General features: G+C 66.9%; 19 protein-coding genes. 10 read left to right on the top strand and 9 right to left on the bottom strand.

Annotated elements, in window-relative coordinates; translation table 11 throughout:
* Positions 1–8: 8 nt before the first annotated feature.
* From truA to accD, 5 genes are all read left to right on the top strand, one after another.
* Positions 9–821 (top strand): tRNA pseudouridine(38-40) synthase TruA, encoded by an 813-nt coding sequence (gene truA, locus WKW82_RS20340; protein WP_340344149.1) that lies wholly within the window; start codon positions 9–11, stop codon positions 819–821.
* 53 nt (positions 822–874) lie between these two features.
* Positions 875–1549, top strand: coding sequence for a phosphoribosylanthranilate isomerase (locus tag WKW82_RS20335; RefSeq protein ID WP_340344339.1), 675 nt, complete (start codon positions 875–877; stop codon positions 1547–1549).
* A 55-nt stretch (positions 1550–1604) separates the two neighbouring features.
* Complete coding sequence (trpB, locus tag WKW82_RS20330) at positions 1605–2888, top strand: tryptophan synthase subunit beta (RefSeq protein WP_340344148.1); 1284 nt, start codon at positions 1605–1607, stop codon at positions 2886–2888.
* Positions 2885–3730, top strand: coding sequence for a tryptophan synthase subunit alpha (gene trpA / locus WKW82_RS20325; RefSeq protein WP_340344147.1), 846 nt, complete (start codon positions 2885–2887; stop codon positions 3728–3730). Before trpB ends, trpA begins: the two co-directional genes overlap by 4 nt.
* A 155-nt stretch (positions 3731–3885) precedes the next feature.
* Entirely contained in the window at positions 3886–4758 is an 873-nt protein-coding gene (gene accD / locus WKW82_RS20320) for an acetyl-CoA carboxylase, carboxyltransferase subunit beta (protein WP_340344146.1), read from the top strand.
* Positions 4759–4892: 134 nt separating this feature from the next.
* Here accD and WKW82_RS20315 read toward each other — a convergent pair whose 3' ends face one another.
* The 8 genes from WKW82_RS20315 to WKW82_RS20280 all read right to left on the bottom strand — a co-directional run bounded on the left by WKW82_RS20315 (position 4893) and on the right by WKW82_RS20280 (position 12189).
* On the bottom strand, positions 4893–5558 hold the full coding sequence (locus tag WKW82_RS20315) for a GntR family transcriptional regulator (protein WP_340344145.1): 666 nt from the start codon (positions 5556–5558) through the stop codon (positions 4893–4895).
* A 20-nt stretch (positions 5559–5578) separates the two neighbouring features.
* A complete protein-coding gene (locus WKW82_RS20310; RefSeq protein ID WP_340344144.1) occupies positions 5579–6883 on the bottom strand; it encodes an FAD-dependent oxidoreductase in 1305 nt (434 codons plus the stop codon).
* Positions 6880–7140 carry a (2Fe-2S)-binding protein gene (locus WKW82_RS20305; protein WP_340344143.1) on the bottom strand — a complete coding sequence of 87 codons (261 nt, stop codon included), beginning with the start codon at positions 7138–7140 and terminating at the stop codon, positions 6880–6882. The genes WKW82_RS20310 and WKW82_RS20305 overlap by 4 nt, the downstream gene beginning before the upstream one ends.
* Positions 7137–8243: an NAD(P)/FAD-dependent oxidoreductase gene (locus tag WKW82_RS20300; protein ID WP_340344142.1), complete on the bottom strand. Its 1107-nt coding sequence runs from the start codon at positions 8241–8243 to the stop codon at positions 7137–7139. Before WKW82_RS20300 ends, WKW82_RS20305 begins: the two co-directional genes overlap by 4 nt.
* Before the next feature lie 200 nt (positions 8244–8443).
* A complete protein-coding gene (locus tag WKW82_RS20295; protein ID WP_340344141.1) occupies positions 8444–9385 on the bottom strand; it encodes a 4-hydroxyproline epimerase in 942 nt (313 codons plus the stop codon).
* A 20-nt stretch (positions 9386–9405) separates the two neighbouring features.
* Positions 9406–10536: a branched-chain amino acid ABC transporter substrate-binding protein gene (locus WKW82_RS20290; RefSeq protein WP_340344140.1), complete on the bottom strand. Its 1131-nt coding sequence runs from the start codon at positions 10534–10536 to the stop codon at positions 9406–9408.
* 42 nt (positions 10537–10578) lie between these two features.
* Positions 10579–11493, bottom strand: a complete 915-nt coding sequence (locus tag WKW82_RS20285; protein ID WP_340344139.1) for a dihydrodipicolinate synthase family protein — start codon at positions 11491–11493, stop codon at positions 10579–10581.
* A gap of 144 nt (positions 11494–11637) precedes the next feature.
* The gene (locus WKW82_RS20280; protein ID WP_340344138.1) at positions 11638–12189 is read right to left on the bottom strand and encodes a YggT family protein; all 552 of its coding nucleotides are present in this window, start codon (positions 12187–12189) and stop codon (positions 11638–11640) included.
* Positions 12190–12399: 210 nt separating this feature from the next.
* Between WKW82_RS20280 and WKW82_RS20275 the strand changes: the two genes are divergently transcribed.
* The 5 genes from WKW82_RS20275 (at position 12400) to WKW82_RS20255 (ending at position 17408) form a co-directional block, all read left to right on the top strand.
* On the top strand, positions 12400–13053 hold the full coding sequence (locus tag WKW82_RS20275) for an LON peptidase substrate-binding domain-containing protein (protein ID WP_340344137.1): 654 nt from the start codon (positions 12400–12402) through the stop codon (positions 13051–13053).
* 155 nt (positions 13054–13208) lie between these two features.
* Positions 13209–14768 carry a lysine--tRNA ligase gene (lysS, locus tag WKW82_RS20270; protein ID WP_340344136.1) on the top strand — a complete coding sequence of 520 codons (1560 nt, stop codon included), beginning with the start codon at positions 13209–13211 and terminating at the stop codon, positions 14766–14768.
* Entirely contained in the window at positions 14768–16039 is a 1272-nt protein-coding gene (locus WKW82_RS20265) for an Hsp70 family protein (RefSeq protein WP_340344135.1), read from the top strand. The genes lysS and WKW82_RS20265 overlap by 1 nt, the downstream gene beginning before the upstream one ends.
* Before the next feature lie 2 nt (positions 16040–16041).
* The gene (locus WKW82_RS20260) at positions 16042–16566 is read left to right on the top strand and encodes a YgjP-like metallopeptidase domain-containing protein (RefSeq protein WP_340344133.1); all 525 of its coding nucleotides are present in this window, start codon (positions 16042–16044) and stop codon (positions 16564–16566) included.
* Positions 16567–16610: 44 nt separating this feature from the next.
* A complete protein-coding gene (locus WKW82_RS20255) occupies positions 16611–17408 on the top strand; it encodes a class I SAM-dependent methyltransferase (RefSeq protein WP_340344132.1) in 798 nt (265 codons plus the stop codon).
* Positions 17409–17412: 4 nt separating this feature from the next.
* Here WKW82_RS20255 and WKW82_RS20250 read toward each other — a convergent pair whose 3' ends face one another.
* A complete protein-coding gene (locus WKW82_RS20250; RefSeq protein WP_340344131.1) occupies positions 17413–18342 on the bottom strand; it encodes a glycosyltransferase family 2 protein in 930 nt (309 codons plus the stop codon).
* Positions 18343–18345: the final 3 nt, after the last annotated feature.

The following is an 18345-nucleotide window of genomic DNA, read 5'->3' as shown; positions in this document are numbered from 1 at the left end:
GTTGCGCTGTGAGGCTGGCCCTCGGCATTCGCTACAACGGTCAGGGCTACCAGGGCTGGCAGAGCCAGCTTTCCGGCCAGACGGTACAGGACAAGCTGGAGAAGGCCATCGCGGACTTCGCCCGGAAGCGCATCGGCACCCTCTGCGCGGGCCGCACCGATGCCGGCGTCCACGGCATCCTGCAGGTCATCCATTTCGACACCGACATCGAGCGCACGCCCAACTCGTGGGTGCGCGGCACGAATCGCTTCCTGCCCGACGACATCGCGGTGCAATGGGCGGTGCCGGTGCCCGACGAATTCCATTGCCGCGCCCAGGCGCTGGCGCGCCGCTACATCTACCTGCTCTCGCAATCGCCCGTGCGGCCGAGTCTGGAGGCGGGCAGGGTCGGCTGGTCGATGCGTGCGCTGGATGGCGACGCCATGCGCAGCGCCGCGGCGCTGCTGGTCGGCGAGCACGATTTCAGTTCCTTCCGCGCGTCGGCCTGCCAGGCGAAGTCGCCGGTGAAGAACCTCCGCCGCATCGAGATCACGCGCATCGGCGAGGGCGAGCGCTGCCGCTGGCAGTTCGAGTTCGAGGCCGACGCCTTCCTGCACCACATGATCCGCAACATCATGGGCTGCCTGGTGCGCATCGGCCATGGCGACGAGCGGCCCGAGTGGATCAGCGAGGTCTTGCAGGCGCGCAGCCGCGTGGTCGCCGCACCGACTTTCTCGCCGGACGGGCTCTACTTCCTCGGCCCGTTGTACGACGCCATGTGGGGCCTGCCGGCCGAGGCGACGATGCAGTCCGAGCGCCCTGCCTATGATGGCTGGGCTTGAGCGCCGAACCGGCTGCAACCGTCAGGCGGCGCTGCATGGCGCGAAAACTTGAAATGACCCCCACCACTCGAATCAAGATCTGCGGATTGACCCGCGAGCAGGACGTCGACGCCGCAGTGGAAGCCGGCGCGGACGCGATCGGCTTCGTCCTCTACCCCAAGAGCCCGCGGGCCGTGAGCGCCGAACGCGCGGCCGAACTGGCCTCTCGCCTGCCCCCCTTCGTCACGCCAGTCCTGCTGTTCGTCAATGAGGACGCCCCAACCACCATAGCCGCCCTGACCCAGGTGCCCGGCGCCATGGCCCAGTTCCATGGCGACGAGACGCCCGCGCAGTGTGACGCCGGCGCAGGCAACGGCCGTTTTCGTTACATGCGCGCCGCCCGCATTCCAATTGGCGCTGCCGGCGCGGCCTTCGACCTCGTAAAATACGCGGCTGATTTCTCCAACGCCCAGGCCATCCTGCTCGACGCTCATGTCGACGGATTCGGCGGAGGCGGCAAGGCATTCGATTGGTCACTCCTTCCACACGTCGCAAACGCTCACCTCGTCTTGTCTGGTGGGTTGTCGCCTGCCAACGTCGGCGATGGCATCCGTGCGTTGCGCCCGCGTTGCAAGACGCTGGCCGTTGACGTGAGTTCCGGCGTGGAAGCCTCCAAGGGCATCAAGGACGCCGCCAAGATCCGCGAATTCATTGCCGCCGTACGCGCGGCGGATTCGAACGCCACCTGACCGCCGCACCCCTTGTTCCTCCGGGCGTGGGCTGCGGCCACCGAACGAGAGAAACATGGACACCCCCACCTACCAGCAACCCGACGCCAGCGGCCATTTCGGCCCCTACGGCGGCACCTTCGCGAGCGAGACGCTCACCCACGCGATCAACGAACTGCGAGATGCCTATGCGCGCTTCAAGGACGATCCGGCCTTCCTCGCGGAATTCCACTACGAGCTGAAGCACTTCGTCGGCCGGCCCTCGCCGGTCTACCACGCGGCCCGCACCAGCCAGGAAATGGGCGGCGCGCAGATCTACCTGAAGCGCGAGGACCTCAACCACACCGGCGCCCACAAGATCAACAACGTGATCGGCCAGGCCATGCTCGCCAAGCGCATGGGCAAGCCGCGCGTGATCGCCGAGACCGGCGCCGGCCAACACGGCGTGGCCACGGCCACGATCTGCGCGCGCTACGGCCTCGAATGCGTGGTCTACATGGGCAGCCAGGACGTCAAGCGCCAGAGCCCGAACGTCTACCGCATGAACCTGCTGGGCGCCACCGTGGTACCGGTGGAATCGGGCAGCAAGACGCTGAAGGACGCGCTCAACGAAGCCATGCGCGACTGGGTCACCAACGTCGAGAACACCTTCTACATCATCGGCACCGTGGCCGGCCCGCACCCGTATCCGACGATGGTGCGGGACTTCCAGAGCGTGATCGGCATCGAGGCGATCGACCAGATGCCGGCGATGCTCGCGGCGCAGGGCATCACAGGGGAGGCCGAGGGCCGGCAGCCCGATGTAGTGGTCGCCTGCGTGGGTGGCGGCAGCAACGCGATGGGGATCTTCTACCCCTACATTCCGTTCAAGAACACGCGCCTGATCGGCGTGGAAGCGGCCGGGGAAGGGCTGGACAGCGGCAAGCATTCGGCCTCGATCCTGCGCGGCAGCTCAGGCGTGCTGCACGGCAACCGCACCTACCTGCTGCAGAACGAGGACGGGCAGATCACCGAGACGCACAGCATCAGCGCCGGCCTCGACTATCCCGGTGTCGGGCCAGAGCATGCGTACCTGGCCGACATCGGCCGCGCCGAATACGTCGGCATCACCGATGAGGAAGCGCTGCATGCCTTCCACTACTTGTGCCGCACCGAAGGCATCATCCCCGCCCTGGAGTCGAGCCACGCGATGGCCTATGCGATGAAGCTTGCGAAGACCATGCGACCGGATCAATCGATCCTGGTAAATCTCTCGGGACGCGGGGACAAGGACATCGGCACCGTGGCCGACTTGTCTGGCGTCGACTTCTATGACCGCCCTTCCATGCGCGGTCTGCAAGTGAAGGGAGGCAAGGCATGAGCCGCATTGCTGCAACCTTCGAGGCGCTGCAAGCCCAAGGCCGCCGCGCCCTGATTCCCTATGTGACGGCCGGCTTTCCGTTTGCGGACATCACGCCGGAACTGATGCACGGCATGGTCCAGGCCGGCGCCGACGTCGTCGAACTCGGCGTGCCCTTCTCCGACCCGATGGCCGATGGCCCGGTGATCCAGCAGGCCGGCGAGAAGGCGCTGGCGCTGGGGATCGGCATGAAGCAGGTGCTGGCGATGGTCGGCGAGTTCCGCAAGACGGACCCGAAGACGCCGGTCGTGCTGATGGGCTATGCCAACCCGGTCGAACGCTACGACGGCATCCACGGCAAGGGCGCCTTCGTGCGTGACGCGGCCGCGGCCGGTGTCGACGGCGTGCTGATCGTCGACTACCCGCCGGAGGAGTGCGAGGACTTCGCCGCCGAGCTGCGCGCGAAGAACATCGACCTGATCTTCCTGCTGGCCCCGACCAGCACCGACGAGCGCATGGCGCAGGTGGCGCGACTGGCCAGCGGCTATGTCTACTACGTGTCGCTCAAGGGCGTGACGGGCGCCGGGCACCTCGATACCGACGCGGTCGGGCAGATGCTGCCGCGCATCCGCACGCACGTGAGCATCCCGGTGGGCGTGGGCTTCGGCATCCGGGATGCGCGCACGGCGCAGGCGGTGGGGGCGGCAGCGGATGCTGTCGTGATCGGGACGAAGATCATCCAGTTGATCGAGGAACAGCCGCGGGACAAGGTGGTGCCGGTGGTGGGGGAATTCCTGGCAGGGATTCGCCAGGCTTTGGATTCGCTGCCGCCAGCTACCGCCAAGAGCGCAGCTGGTCGATAATTGGGCGTTTTGTGCTCTACCCTGGCCCTCATCCGCTTGTGGATCAGGAGTTGGCGGTGGCGCAACGATTTACCCTCACCTCAACCCTCTCTCGCTGGCGGGAGAGGGCGTGAACAGTCAAGAAGGTGCCCTTCTTGAGAACCCAGGATCCCCCCATGAGCTGGCTTGAAAAACTGCTTCCGTCCAAGATCGTCCAGACCGACCCGAGCGAGCGCCGGCAGGTGCCTGAAGGCCTGTGGATCAAATGCCCGAGCTGCGAGACGGTGCTCTACAAGACCGATCTCGAGCACAACCAGAACGTCTGCCCGAGCTGCAGCCATCACCATCGCATCGGCGCGCGCGCCCGGCTCAATGGCTTCCTCGACGCGGAAGGCCGCTACGAGATCGGCCAGGAGGTGTTGCCGGTCGACGCGCTCAAGTTCAAGGACAGCCGCAAGTACCCCGAGCGGCTCAAGGAAGCGCTGGAGAACACCGGCGAGACCGATGCACTGGTGGTCATGGGCGGCTCGGTGCATTCCATCAACGTGGTGGTCGCCTGCTTCGAATTCGAGTTCATGGGCGGCAGCATGGGCAGCGTGGTCGGCGAGCGCTTCGTGCGCGGCGTCGAGACCGCCATCGAGCAGAAGGTGCCCTTCATCTGCTTCACCGCCACCGGCGGTGCCCGCATGCAGGAAGGCTTGCTGTCGCTGATGCAGATGGCCAAGACCAATGCCGCGCTCACGCGCCTCGCGAAGAAGGGCATGCCCTACATCAGCGTGCTGACCGACCCGACCATGGGCGGCGTCTCGGCCGGCTTCGCCTTCGTGGGCGACGTGGTGATCGCGGAGCCCAAGGCGCTGATCGGCTTTGCCGGCCCGCGCGTCATCGAATCGACGGTGCGCGTGACCTTGCCGGAAGGCTTCCAGCGCGCCGAGTTCCTGCAGACCAAGGGTGCGATCGACTTCATCAGCGACCGCCGCGAATTGCGCAAGACGATCGCCAACACGCTGGCCATGCTGCTGCGCCAGCCCGCCGACGCCGTGAGCTGAAGCACTGACGCTCGCCCCCAGGATCCGCGCCACCGCGTAGCGCGGATCCAACCCCCTGCCGAGGGCAGCACCAGAGGCCCGGCAAAGGTTCCTCGGCGTTTCTGGAATAGAGGCGCCACAACTGGCGTGCCGGGCTATTTGTCGATCACCCGCCGCGCGAATTCTTCGAGATAGTCAAGCAACTGGTTGGCGCCAGCCGCGGCCGCGGCCTCGTCGCCGGTGGCGATGCCTTCGGCCAGCTTCATGTGCATGCGCGCAGCCTCGCCGATCTCGCCTTCGTGCTGGTAGGCGTACCAGAAGCGGCGGCATTGCACGACCAGCGGCACCACGCACTGCACGGCGGACTGGTTGTGGCTGGCCTGGTGATTGACCACGTCGAGTTCGTGGTCGGCCTGCATGTAGTCGTGCAGGTTGCCGCGCGACGCGGCCTTCATCATCTTCTCGGCGCGCACGACGATCGCCTTTCGCTGCTCGGCCGTGGCCCGTCGCGCTGAACAGCCGGCGATCAGGCACTCCAGAACGCGCCGCGTCTGGAGCACGTCGAGATGGTCGGCCAGGTCGATGGCCGACACCAGCAGGCCGCGACGGGGTTGCTGCACGATGAGCCCATTGGAGACCATGCGCAACAACGCCTCGCGCACCGGCGTGCGGCCCAGGCCTGTCATCTCCACCAGTTCGCCTTCGACCACGGGGCTGCCCGGCTGGAGTTGCAGCGTGGCGATCAGCGCCTCGATGGCGTCGTACGCCACGTCCGCGGCACGGCGCTTGGACGGGGCGGGGGAAGTGGTAGAGGTAGGCATGGCGACAGTGGTTGCGAGGCTCATTGTCCCTGCGCCATAGGCACGTCCGGAAGCTGTGGCGCGAAGCCGGCCAGCGTGGCGGCGCGCGCCGGCGTCAACGGCGGGCGCGGTGTCGCTGGGGACCAGCCGAGCAGGAACTGCGCCGCCGCCCCGCAGACCCGCCCCTGGCAGGCACCCATGCCGCAGCGGGTGTGCAGCTTGGCGTCGTTCCAGTCGGAGCGGCCGGCCAGTGCGCCGAAGGGCACGTCCTCGCAGCGGCAGAACACGGTGTCGGGCTGGGTGAGCGTCCGAATCTGCTCTCCTGGCGAGAAGCGGCGGTGCAGTTGAGCGGCGAAGGCGTCCCAGCGCGCGAGTTCTTCACGCTGGCCTTCCGCCGGAATCGCACGTCCCACCGCCGAATGCCCGGCGATCGCGCCCTGCAACAGCGCCCGCTCGCTGCCGCCAATGCCCGTGCATTCGCCGGCCGCGAAGATGTTCGGCACGCTGGTCGCCTGGTTGGCGTTCACGTTGAGCGCGAGTCCGCCCGGCTGCGCAGTGACGGCGCAACCGAGCATGCGGCCCAGTTCGGTGTTGGGCACCAGGCCGAAGCCGCAGGCCAGGCGATCGCAGGCGAATTCCTCCGTCCCGTCACGGCCGTGCCGCAGCGTCACGGATTCAAGGCGGCCCTGGCCCTGGGCCGACAGCACGTGTGTACCGCTGCGGTAGCCCGGATGCATCAACGTCAGCGCCTGGCGCGCCTTGCCCGGCCAGCGCGCCAGGTGCGCCGCAAAGCCGAGCACATCGTGCAGCGGGGCCTGCTCGGCCACGCGCAGCACCTTGGCGCCGGCCTGGGTGGCGGTGGCCGCCGCGGCGAGCAGCAAGGGCCCGGTACCGGCGACCACGATGCGTTCGCCCTTGACCGGCATGCCGCCCTTGATCAGTGCCTGCAGTGCGCCGGCGCCGGTCACCCCAGCAAGGGTCCAGCCCGGAAAGGGCAGCAGCAACTCGCGCGCGCCGGTGCAGAGGATCAACTTCTTCCACTGCAGCAGCCAGCCGCGTTCCCCGTCTTCCAGCAACAGTTGCCGGGCGCGAGGCGCCGCGACGACGCGGGTGCCGCAATGGACACGTATGTTGGCCCGCTGGGTCACGGCGTTGCGGGCTTCGCGGGCGGCCGTGGGCAATTCGACGCCGGGACCATCGCGCCAGATCTGGCCGCCCGGCGCCGGGTTGTCGTCGATCACGACCACCGAGCCGCCGCCGAAGGCTGCCGCCGCCGCTGCGGCCATGCCCGCCGGGCCGGCGCCGATGACGAGGACATCGCATTCATCGAGCGCGAGTCGGGTCATGTCCATGTCTCCACTTGCATGCCCGCGACGCAGACCGTCTGGCAGGCCAGTCGCCGCGCGCCGTCGATGGTCACGCGGCATTCCTGGCAGATGCCCATGCCGCAGAACGGCGCACGCAGCTCGCCGCCGATGGCGCGACGCGTGACACCGAGGCTGAAAGCGTCCGCGATGCGCAGCGCCGCAGCCACCGAGCTGCCGGCCACAACCTCGACCTGCTGGCCATTGACCTGCAATACGACGGATGGCACCGGCTTCATGTGGCGGTCGCCTGTGCAAAGCGTCCTGCCTCGTAAGGCACGGGATCGAACGCCGGAGCGCGGCCGGTCATCAGCGCGGCCAGCAAGGCGGCAGTGCCGGTGGCGGTGGTCACGCCCAGGCCCTCGTGCCCCACGGCCAACCAGAGGCCTTCGCGCGACGGATGCGGCCCGAGCAAGGGCAGGCTGTCGGGCGTGGCGGCGCGCAGGCCGGTCCAGGTGCGCAGGATGTTGAGGGCGGCCAGCCCGGGCACGTAGTCGATCGCGCGCCCCAGCATCCGGGCGAGCATGTCGGGCTCCACGAGCGGGTCGACCGTGTCGAACTGGCGCGACGAACCCAAGAGCAACTGGCCGGTGGGCCTCGGCTGCAGGTTGAAGGCGACGGAGGGCGTCTCGCTGTGGTGCGCGCTGGTGACGTAGCCCAGTTCGACCAGTTGATGGTGCACCGTGCCCGGGTAGCGGTCGGTGATCGCGAGGTGGCCCTTCTTGGGACGGATCGGGAGTTCGGGGCACAGCTGCGTGGCCTGGATGCCGTTGGCCAGCAGCACCTGCGGCGCCTCGCGCACGCTGCCACCGACCAGTCGCACGCCGCCGTCCTCGATGGCTTCGACCTGGGCATGCTCGATCTCGATGCGTTCGCCGCCCTGCGCCAGCAGCCAGCGCGCAGCATTCGGCGCGTAGACGATGCCGTCGCCCATGACTTCGAGCGCACCGGCCAGGCCCGCACGCAGCGCCGGCTCGGCGCGGGCCAGTGCGGCTGCATCTAGCAGGCGGCAGGCGACGCCATGCCCGGCGAGTCGATCCTGCTTCTCTTCGGCAGCGGCCATCTCGGCGGCGTCGGACGCGATCCAGAGCGTGCCGCACGGGCTCCAGGCGCAGTCGGCGGCCATGCGTGATGCGAGGCCGCGCCACAGTTCGAGCGACCGGCGGCTCAATTCCAGTTCCGCCGGGTTGTCGTCCATCACGACGAGATGCCCCATGCCGGCGCCGGTCGCACCACCCAAGCCCGCATCGAGCACGCGGACCTTGAGGCCGGCCTCCGCCAGCGCATGGGCGCAGGCAGCGCCGACGATGCCGGCCCCGATTACCAGGACGTCAGGTTGCATCGGTCGATCGGCGAGGCGTCGAAAGGTGTGAAGATTTCGTAGCGAGGGCGCCGAGGTCGGGTCGCGGAGCGGAGCCGTACTTCAGTACGGTGCCAACGCATTTGCGGCAGAGGCTAACAGTTGCGCGAAGCGCTTGTTGTGCCGGAGCCAACACCACAGGCCCGAGATCGGTGGCCGCAGTAGAAATGTTCACACCTTTTTCAGGGGCGGATGCCCCAGGCGAAGGGATCGTTGGCGTCGACCAGCAGCGTGGCCTCCGCACTGACGTGGGCACGACCGCGCAGGATGGGAATGACCTGGCCGTCGACCAACGCGTAGCTGGCCTCGAACACGCTGCCGATCACGCTGGCCTGGCGCCAAACCTCGCCGGGCGCCAGCTTGCCGTCGGCGGCGAGGCAGGCGATCTTGGCGCTGGTGCCGGTGCCGCAAGGAGAACGGTCATACGCTTCACCAGGGCACAGCACGAAGTTGCGGCTGTCCGCATCGTGCGTCGGGCCGGCGAAGAGTTCGATGTGGTCGATCTCGGCGCCCTCGGCCCCTGTGATGCCCTGCGCCGCCAGCGCCGCGCGCAAGGCGACGGTGTAGCGGGTGAGCGCGGCCAGGTTGTCGCTGGCCACGCGCTGCCCGTGCTCACGCTCACTCACCAGGAAGAACCAGTTGCCGCCCCATGCCACGTCACCATGCACGCGGCCATGGCCCGGCACGTCGACGGCAACCTGCGCGAGGTGCCGGTACGCGGGCACGTTGCGCACGCTCACCGAGCCGTCGTCGTGCAGCGTGGCATTGACCGTGCCGACTGGCGTCTCGATCCTGTGCTCGCCAACGCCGATGCGTCCCATGTGCGCCAGCGACACGACCAGCCCGATGGTGCCGTGGCCACACATACCGAGGTAGCCGGTGTTGTTGAAGAAGATCACGCCGGCCGCCGCGTCCGGCGAGACCGGCTCGCACAGCAAGGCACCGACGATCACATCGCTGCCGCGCGGCTCCAGTACGGTGGCCGCGCGCCACTTGTCATGGTCGCGCGCCAGCAGCGCCTTGCGCTCGGCCATGCTGCCGCCACCCAGGTCGGGGAATCCGCCGATGACGAGCCTCGTCGGTTCGCCGCCGGTGTGCGAGTCGATGACCTGGATGCGGTGCATGTCGGATGGCAGCAGCTGGATCAATAGCTCGCGAGTGGCGTCGGCGCGGCGTTCTTGAACGTCGACACCGTGATCGGCGCCTGCGTCATGTTGCCCTTATCGTCATAACTGTAGGTGCCGACGGCGCCCTTGTAGCTGTTCTTGTAGAGGTAGCCCGCGACCTTGTTCGGATCGACCGAGCCGGTCTTCTCGATGCCCTCGCCGATGAACATCAGCTGGTCGTAGAACGAGGCCGCGTAGGCGTCCGGGTCGAGGTTGAAGCGCTTCTTGAACTTGGCCTTGAAGGCCGCGCCGCCCGCGGCCTTGTCGAGCATGGTGCCGCCCTGCGCGCAGTACACGACGTCGTTCACCGCATCGCCGCCGATCTTCCCCATCTCGGGGCTGCAAAGCGTGTCACCGCCCAGCAGCTTGGCCGACATGCCCAGGCCCTTCATCTGCCGCACCATCGGCGCGGCCTGCGGCGCGTAGCCGCCGAAGAAGATCGCTTGCGGTTCCTGCGCCTTCAGGCGCGTGAGGATCGGCTGGAAGTCGACCGACTTGTCGGTGGTGAACTCCTGCCCCACCACCGTCAGGCCTTGCTTCTTCGCTTCCTTGACGAACTCCTCGGCCACGCCCTGGCCGAACGCCGTGCGGTCGTCGATCACGCCGACCTTGGTGGCCTTGAGCACCTTGGCCGCGTAGACCGCCATGGCCGAGCCGATCTGGTTGTCGCTGGCGATGATGCGGAACAAGTTCTTGTAGCCGCCCTGGGTGACCTTGGGATTGGTGCCCACCGTCGACACCAGCGTGTCACCCTGGCTGTAGACGCGCGACGCCGGAATGGCCACGCCCGAGCAATACGGGCCCATGACGAACTTGACGTTGTCATCCACCAGCTTCTGCGCGGCCGCGACGCCGGCCTTGGCATCGCACTGGTCGTCTTCGGAGACCTGCACGAACTTCAGCGTCTTGCCGCCGACCACGATCTTCTTCGCGTTGAGTTCCTCGATGGCCAGTCGCACGCCGTTCTCGTTGTCCTTGCCGGCGAAGGCGTTGGGGCCGGACAGCGGTCCGGTCTGCCCGATCTTGACGACCTGCTCCTGCGCCATCGCGTGCCCCGCGAATGCCATGGCCGCGAGTGCCACGCACGAAATGTTCCGGTAGTTCTTCATTCCCTTGTCTCCTTCAGTTTTGGAAAACACCAACGGCTGCCGTCAGGCCACCGATTGATACTGAACCGGCCGGGTCGCCAGCGCCTTCTGCACGATGGCTTCCACGGCCTTGCGCTCGTCGCCGATCAGCGGCAAGCGCGGACGACGCATGTGCTCGGTGCCGACACCGGCCAACACGTCGATCAACTTGAGGTTCTGCACCAGTTTCGTCGATACGTCCAGGTGCAGCATCGGTGTCATCCACTGGTACAGCTTGAGCGCCTCGGCGAACTGGCCGGCTTTCATGAGGTCGTAAAGCGCCACGGTCTCGCGCGGAAAGGCGCAGCCCACGCCGGCCAGCAAGCCATCGCAGCCCAGCGCCAAGCCTTCGTAAGCGAGGTCGTCGACGCCGAGGAACAACTGGTAGCGGTCTCCCAACGCATTGCGCAGGTCGGTGATGCGGCGGATGTTGTCCGTGCTCTCCTTGATGGCCGCGATCCATTGGCAATCTGCCAGTTCGACCATGTGCTCCGGCTTCAGGTCGACGCGGTAGGCGACCGGGTTGTTGTAGACCATGACCGGCTTCTGCGCGGCCTCGGCCATGGTGCGGACGTTCAGCATCGCCTCGCGCGCATCGGCCACGTAGATCACCGACGGCATCACCATGAAGCCAGCCACGCCAATCTTGTTGGCTCCGTCGATGTAGCGCAGTGCCTCGCGCGTGCTGGTCTCGGACACGTTGGCGAGCACCGGGATGCGACCGTTGGCGGCCTCCAACGCGATGCGCGCCACCTCGAGCTTTTCTTCCAGCATCAGCGTGCTGGCCTCGCCGAGCGAGCCGCAGGTCACCAGGCCGTGAATGCCGTTGCGGATCTGGAAGTCGATGTGCCGCGCGGTGCCTTCGGCATCGATGCTTTCATCGGCATGGAACTTGGTGGTGATGGCAGGGAAGATGCCTTGCCAGCGGGGGTTGCTCATGGGGGGACGCTCCTGGGTTCGAGGGCATCGCACTCCACGGCGAGGCCTGGCGCCAGTGTAAATATATTAGCAAGATATCTACAAGCCCCGTTTACCGGCTGTAGCAATCTCCCGGGCCGCGTCCCGCGAAGCGCGAACGCTCGGCTACCCCAGTTGCATGACCCATCCGCGCAGGTCGACCAGCACGAAAGCCACCACCTGCAGCAGCACGACCGCGATGAGCGGCGTCAGGTCCACGCCGCCGATCAAGGGAACATAGCGGCGCAGCGGCCGCACCAGCGGCTTCGACAACCGGGCGATCAGGTCCTGCAGCATCGAGGAAGCGCCAGGCACCCACGACAACACGGCGTACACGATCAGCAGCGCCATCAATCCCGAGACTGCCAGGCGCATCAGGTCGACCAGCGCCACCAGCGGCAAGGTCGACCAGCGCGTCGGCTCGCCCATGAACATTAGGAACAGGCACTTCACCAGCACCAGCAGCCAGGCCGCGAGCGCGCTGGAGAGATCCCAGCGCCGAAACGGCGGCACGACCCGGCGCAGCGGCACCACGATCCAGTCCGACACCGCGAACACGAAGCGTCCCAGCGGATTGCCGAAGGGCACGCGCTGGTACTGCATGTAGAGCCGCAACAGGCAGGCGCCGCCGAGCAGGCCGACGATCACTTCCAGGAGATACGAAAAAATCTGGGTCATTGGTGCTAACAGGAACGTGCCGTGATGATAGCCACGGCATGCGTGCGCGCCCGCCGGGCGCCGGCAGACTTTCTCCGTTCGCACCGGCCCATGCCCCATCGGCATGAGACCCGAAACGTCATCCAGTCGACAACAGGCAACAATGTCGAACACTTCCACGCGGAAGCAGAATTCTCGACTCCCAGCCCGCCACCTCCCGGGGAACTCGTCATGCCGCAGCCATCGCCTCCGACGACCACGCCGTTGCCGCTCTTCCCCTTGGGCACCGTGCTGTTCCCGGGCGGCTTCATGCCCTTGCGCATCTTCGAGGTGCGCTACCTCGACCTGATCAACAGGTGCTATCGCAGCGGCGAACCCTTCGGGGTGGTGAGCCTCACGCAAGGCACCGAGGTGTTGCGGGCCGGTGCACAAGCCGAGCGCTTCGCAGACGTCGGCACGCTGGCCACGATCCGCTCATTCGAATCGCCGCAGGCCGGCCTCCTGCAGATCGAATGCGTCGGCGGCCATCGCTTTCGCATCCACAGCAGCGCGCAGCAGCAATACGGCCTGTGGACGGCGCAGGTGGAGGCCATCGAGGACGACGTTGCGCTGGCCATTCCAGACGACCTGCGCCATGCCGCCGCAGCGCTGCAACGCCTGGTCGACACACTGGCGGAACGACGCAGCATGCAGGCCATGGACGGCATGCAACTGCCCATCTACAAGCCCTACCGCTTCGACGATTGCGGCTGGGTGGCCAATCGCTGGTGCGAGTTCCTGCCGATCCAGGCCCAGGCCAAGCAACGATTGCTGGAACTCGACAGCCCGCTGATGCGCCTCGAACTGGTCTCCGATCTGCTCGCACACACGGGCATTGCTGAATAGTTCGCTACGTTTTTTATAGCAACCGATGCAGGATTGACGGGCACTCCAGCCCCAATCCGGGCGAACCCTATGAGGCTAAAATGCCCGCCTTGCGCAACGCGACCCTCCGAATCGCCCGCCGCGCCCTCCCCCTCACCTGATTCGCAGCAGCACCCATGTCCGATCACCTGACGCCATCCGTTCCCACGCCCGCAACCGCCGCCGCCGCGCCCGCTGCCGACGACAACCAGCTCATGGCGGAGCGTCGCGAGAAACTCAAGGCGATGCGCACGGCGCAGGCCGAGGGCAAGGGCGTTGCCTTCCCCAACGACTTCAAGCCCGGCCACCGTGCCGCGTCGCTGATCGCCGCGCATGGCGAGACCGATGCCGAACCGCTCGAAGCACAAGCCATCACCGTCAGCGTCGCCGGCCGGATGATGCTCAAGCGCGTGATGGGCAAGGCCAGCTTTGCCACGCTGCAGGATTCGACCAGCCGCATCCAGCTCTACGTGACGCGCGACGCGATCGGCGAGGAAGCCTATGCCGATTTCAAGAAGATGGACCTCGGTGACATCCTCGGCGCCGAAGGCACGCTGATGAAGACCAAGACCGGCGAGCTGTCGGTCAAGGTCACGAAGCTGCGCCTCCTCACCAAGAGCCTGCGCCCGCTGCCCGACAAGTTCCACGGCATGGCCGACCAGGAACAGAAGTACCGCCAGCGCTATGTCGACCTGATCACCGACGAAGCCGCCCGCACGCGCTTCGCCGCCCGCAGCCGCGCCGTCAGCGCCCTGCGCGAGTTCATGGTCGCCAACGACTTCCTCGAAGTCGAGACGCCCATGCTGCACCCCATCCCCGGCGGCGCCAATGCCAAGCCCTTCAAGACGCACCACAACGCGCTCGACCAGGAGATGTTCCTGCGCATCGCGCCCGAGCTGTATTTGAAGCGCCTGATCGTCGGCGGCTTCGAGCGCGTGTTCGAGATCAACCGGAGCTACCGCAACGAAGGCATCTCGGTGCGGCACAACCCCGAGTTCACGATGATGGAGTTCTACGCGGCCTACTGGAACTACCAGGACCTGATGGACTTCACCGAGATGATCATCCGCACCATCGCGAAGAAGACCGTCGGAACGGAACAGCTCACCTACCAGGGCAAGGCCGTGGACCTGAGCCAACCCTTTGAACGCCTGACGATCCGCGAAGCGATCCTCAAGCACACGGACGCGGGATCGAACGTCGATGACACCGCCTGGCTCATCAACGCCCTGCGCAAGATCGGCCTGAACGAAGAGAAGGACAAGCTGTCGCAGCGCAGCCTGGCTTCCCTGCAGGTGATGTACTTCGAGGAGACCGTCGAAGAGAAGCTCTGGCAGCCGACCTTCATCATGGAACACCCGACCGAGATCTCGCCGCTGGCCCGCGCCAACGACGACCGCCCGGAAGTCACCGAACGCTTCGAGCTCTACATCACTGGCCGTGAATTCGGCAACGGCTTCAGCGAACTGAACGATGCCGAGGACCAGGCCGCGCGCTTCAACGCACAGGTCGCGGCCAAGGACTCGGGCGACGACGAAGCGATGTTCTACGACCACGACTTCGTGCGCGCCCTCGAATACGGCATGCCCCCGACCGGCGGCTGCGGCATCGGCATCGACCGCTTCATGATGCTGCTGACCGACTCGCCGAGCATCCGCGACGTGATCCTGTTCCCTGCATTGCGCAGAGAGGCGTGATGCGAGCCAAGGCCACATCGGCCGCGGCGATCGGGATCGACTTCGGCACTTCCAATTCGGCCATCGCCTCGGCGGTCGCCGACGGGCCGGCGCGCCTGCTGCCGCTGGAGGGCGACTACACGGCGATGCCGACCGCGCTCTTCTTCAATGCCGAGGATCGCAGCACGCACTTCGGGCGCGAAGCCGTTGCGCTCTACCTCGCCGGCACCGAAGGCCGGCTGATGCGCTCGCTCAAGAGCCTGCTCGGCAGCGCGCTGATGCAGGAGCAGACGGCCGTGTACGACGGCATGCTGAGCTACGAGGACATCATCGCGCGCTACCTGCATGAACTGGCCACGCGCGCCGAACGTGAACTGGGCCATCGGCCCGAGCGCGCGGTCATCGGCCGCCCGGTGCATTTCGTCGATGACGACAGCAAGCGCGACCAGCGGGCCGAAGACGGCTTGCGCGCAGCCGCACGTGTCGCGGGCTTCCGCGAGGTGAGCTTCCAACTGGAGCCCATCGCCGCGGCCTTCGACTACGAGCAGCGCGTGACAAAGGAGTCGCTGATCCTCATCGCCGACATCGGGGGCGGCACCTCCGACTTCACCGTGGTCCGTGTCGGCCCGGACCGCATCGCCCGCGACGACCGCAGCGACGATGTGCTCGCCACCACCGGCGTCCACATCGGCGGCACCGACTTCGACCAGCGCCTGAACCTCGAGCGCGTGATGCCGCACCTGGGCTTCCGCCACCTCGGCCCGCAAGGCCGCGAAGTGCCGAGCACGGTGTTCTTCGAACTCTCGACCTGGCACCTGATCCATTGGCAGCAGACGCCCAAGGCCATCCGCCAGACGCAGCTCCTGCGCACCAACTACAGCGACACGAAGCTGCACGACCGGCTCATGCGCGTGCTCAAGCAAGCCGACGGCCATCGGATCGCCAACGCGGTCGAACAGGCCAAGATCGAGGCCTCGATCTCCGATGCGGAAGTCAGCATCGAACTCGACAGCGCCGAGCCCGGACTGGAGACGACGCTGACGCCACAAGACATGGCGCAGCAGCTCGCCACGCAACTCGAATCCGTCGTCGCTTGCGCGCATGCCTGCGTGCACCGCGCCGGCCTGCGCAGCGGTGACCTCGACGCGATCTACCTGACCGGCGGCTCGTCCGCGCTGCGGCCGTTCCAGCAGGCCTTGCGCCATGGCTTCGTCGGCGTGCCGCTGGTCGAGGGCGACCTGTTCGGCGGCGTCGCGGCCGGACTCGCCTACGCCGCGCGCGGCAAGGCGTAGATGTGAAGTACCTGGCCGGCTATCCGCCCGCGCTGCTCGCGCAGGTCAAGCAGCAGATCGAGTCACCGACTGGCCTCGCCGGCCTGCTGCGCAAGCGCTACGCCGCCGCCCACGAAATCCGCACCGACCGCGCGCTGTACGACTACGTCAACGGCCTCAAGTCCGACTTCATGCGCAATGCGGAGCCGCTCTCCAAGGTGGCCTTCGACAGCAAGCTGCACGTGATCCGCAACGCGCTCGGCACGCACACCACGGTGCAGCGCGTGCAGGGCAGCAAGCTCAAGACCAAGCGCGAGATCCGCGTGGCCAGCCTGTTCAAGGAAGTGCCGGAAGAGTGGCTCCGCATGATCGTCGTGCACGAGCTTGCGCACATGAAGCAGCGGGACCACGACAAGGCCTTCTACGCGCTCTGCACGCACATGGAGCCGGCCTACCACCAGCTTGAATTCGATATGCGCCTCTACCTTACGCACCTGGACCAGGGTGGCGAGCGGCTGTGGTCCGCCGCCGAATTGCGACCGCAATAGCCGGCGGCTACAGTGTCCGCTCCACCCAGCACACCGGGGATGCGATGACACAGTTCCTCTGGCAGGACCGGGACCAGCGCGCGTACACCTACGTCTTCAACCCTCGCCCCGAATGCCTGGCCCTGATCCAGCGCGACCCGACGGTGGCGTTGGACATCGGCTGCGGCTCCGGCGCCGTTGGCCAGGCGTTGCGCCAGCGCTTCCCGCATTGCGCGCTGTGGGGCTGCGAGTTCGATCCCTCCGCCGCCCAACTGGCCCGCCAGCATTTCGACCATGTTGTCGAACAGGACGTGGAGACGGTCGACTTCAACGCCCTCGGCCTCGCCAAGCCCTTCGACCTGATCTGCCTCTTCGACGTGCTCGAACACCTGGTCAACCCCTGGCAACTGTTGCACGGTCTGCTGCGCATCGTCGCACCCGATGCCCACCTGCTCGTGAGCCTCCCGAACGCATCGAACCTGCCGATGCTCTACGACGCCCTGCGCGGCCACTGGCACTACCGTCGCTGGGGCCTGCTGGATTTCACCCACCTGCGCTTCTTCACCGACTTCGACGCGCGCAAGATGTTCTACCAGGCCGGCTACCGTGTGCTGGACCATCGCGTCACGTATCTCGGCGAAGGCGGCGCGATCTTCCAGCGGCATCGGGGCGAGTCCTTTCCGTTGAGCCTGAGCGTGGGCGAGCTCTCGATCAAGGTGCAGTCGGTCGATGACCTGTCACGCCTGTGCGCCGACCAGAACCTCTACCTGATCGCGCCGCACCACGGCCAACTGCACGACGACGCCGAGCGCACCATGGCTTCGGCAGCCTACCCGCACACCTTTGCGTTCGGCGGCGATTGATCCATCAAGCCTCGTCCAGATGCCCCTGCCAGATCGCGCAGCGCTGCGCCAGGTAGGCTTCGACGGCGGCGCGGTTCTCGCCTGACACACTGGGCCGCGGCGACCCCATCGCCTTGCGCAGCGCCACCACCCCGCGCGTGGCCGATTCCCGGTCGAGAAACACCACCGCGTTGCCCCGCAGCAGCGGCTCCATCGCCTGCACTTCGGCAAAGCTCAGGTCCGGAAACCAGGTCAGCAACAGCCGCGTCTTCGCGCTGATCACGCCCACCTGCAACGCAACCATGTCGACCGAGGCCTGGCCCGCGTGCGTGCGGTAGCGCGTCATCACGCCCGGCAGGTTGGCGAAGTGGCCGCCAGCCAGGGTGCAATCGACCCACATGCCGTAGTCGCAGCTCAGCGGAAAACGCGGGTCGTTGACGATGGAATGCTGGCGCAGGAAGTCCATGCGCACCGTGCTCGCCGGATTGCCGATGTTGTTCATGCCGGTCAGCAGGTTGGCCTTGATGGTGCCGTCGTCCGCGGGCAGGCTGACCAGTCCGTTCTGCAGGCCGAAGTACAACAAGGCGCCACCGCAGACATCCACTTCCGGATGCGACTCCATGAAGGCGACCTGCTCGGCCAGCCGCGTCGGCTCGGCCACATCGTCCTGGTCCAGCCGCGCCAGGTACTTGCCGCGCGCCAGCCGGATCGCCAGATTGGAGGCGTTCGCAACGTTGAGATTGGCCGGTTGCCGCACCACCCGGAAGCGCGCGTCGCGGCAGGCGTCCTGGAGGATGCCCGGCGAGCCGTCGGTCGAACAGTCGTCGATGAGCAGGCATTCCCAATCGTCGAAGGTCTGCGCCGAGATCGAGTCGAGCGCCTCGCGCAGGTACGCGGCGCCGTTGTAGACCGGCACATGGAAGCTCACCAGTGGCGTGCGCTGCGCATCAGCCACCGC

The sequence above is a fragment of the Variovorax rhizosphaerae genome, from assembly GCF_037889975.1.
GTDB lineage: Bacteria > Pseudomonadota > Gammaproteobacteria > Burkholderiales > Burkholderiaceae_C > Variovorax > Variovorax rhizosphaerae.
The sequence above is the reverse complement of the archived record's forward strand: the minus strand, read 5'-3'. Positions and strand labels throughout refer to the sequence as shown.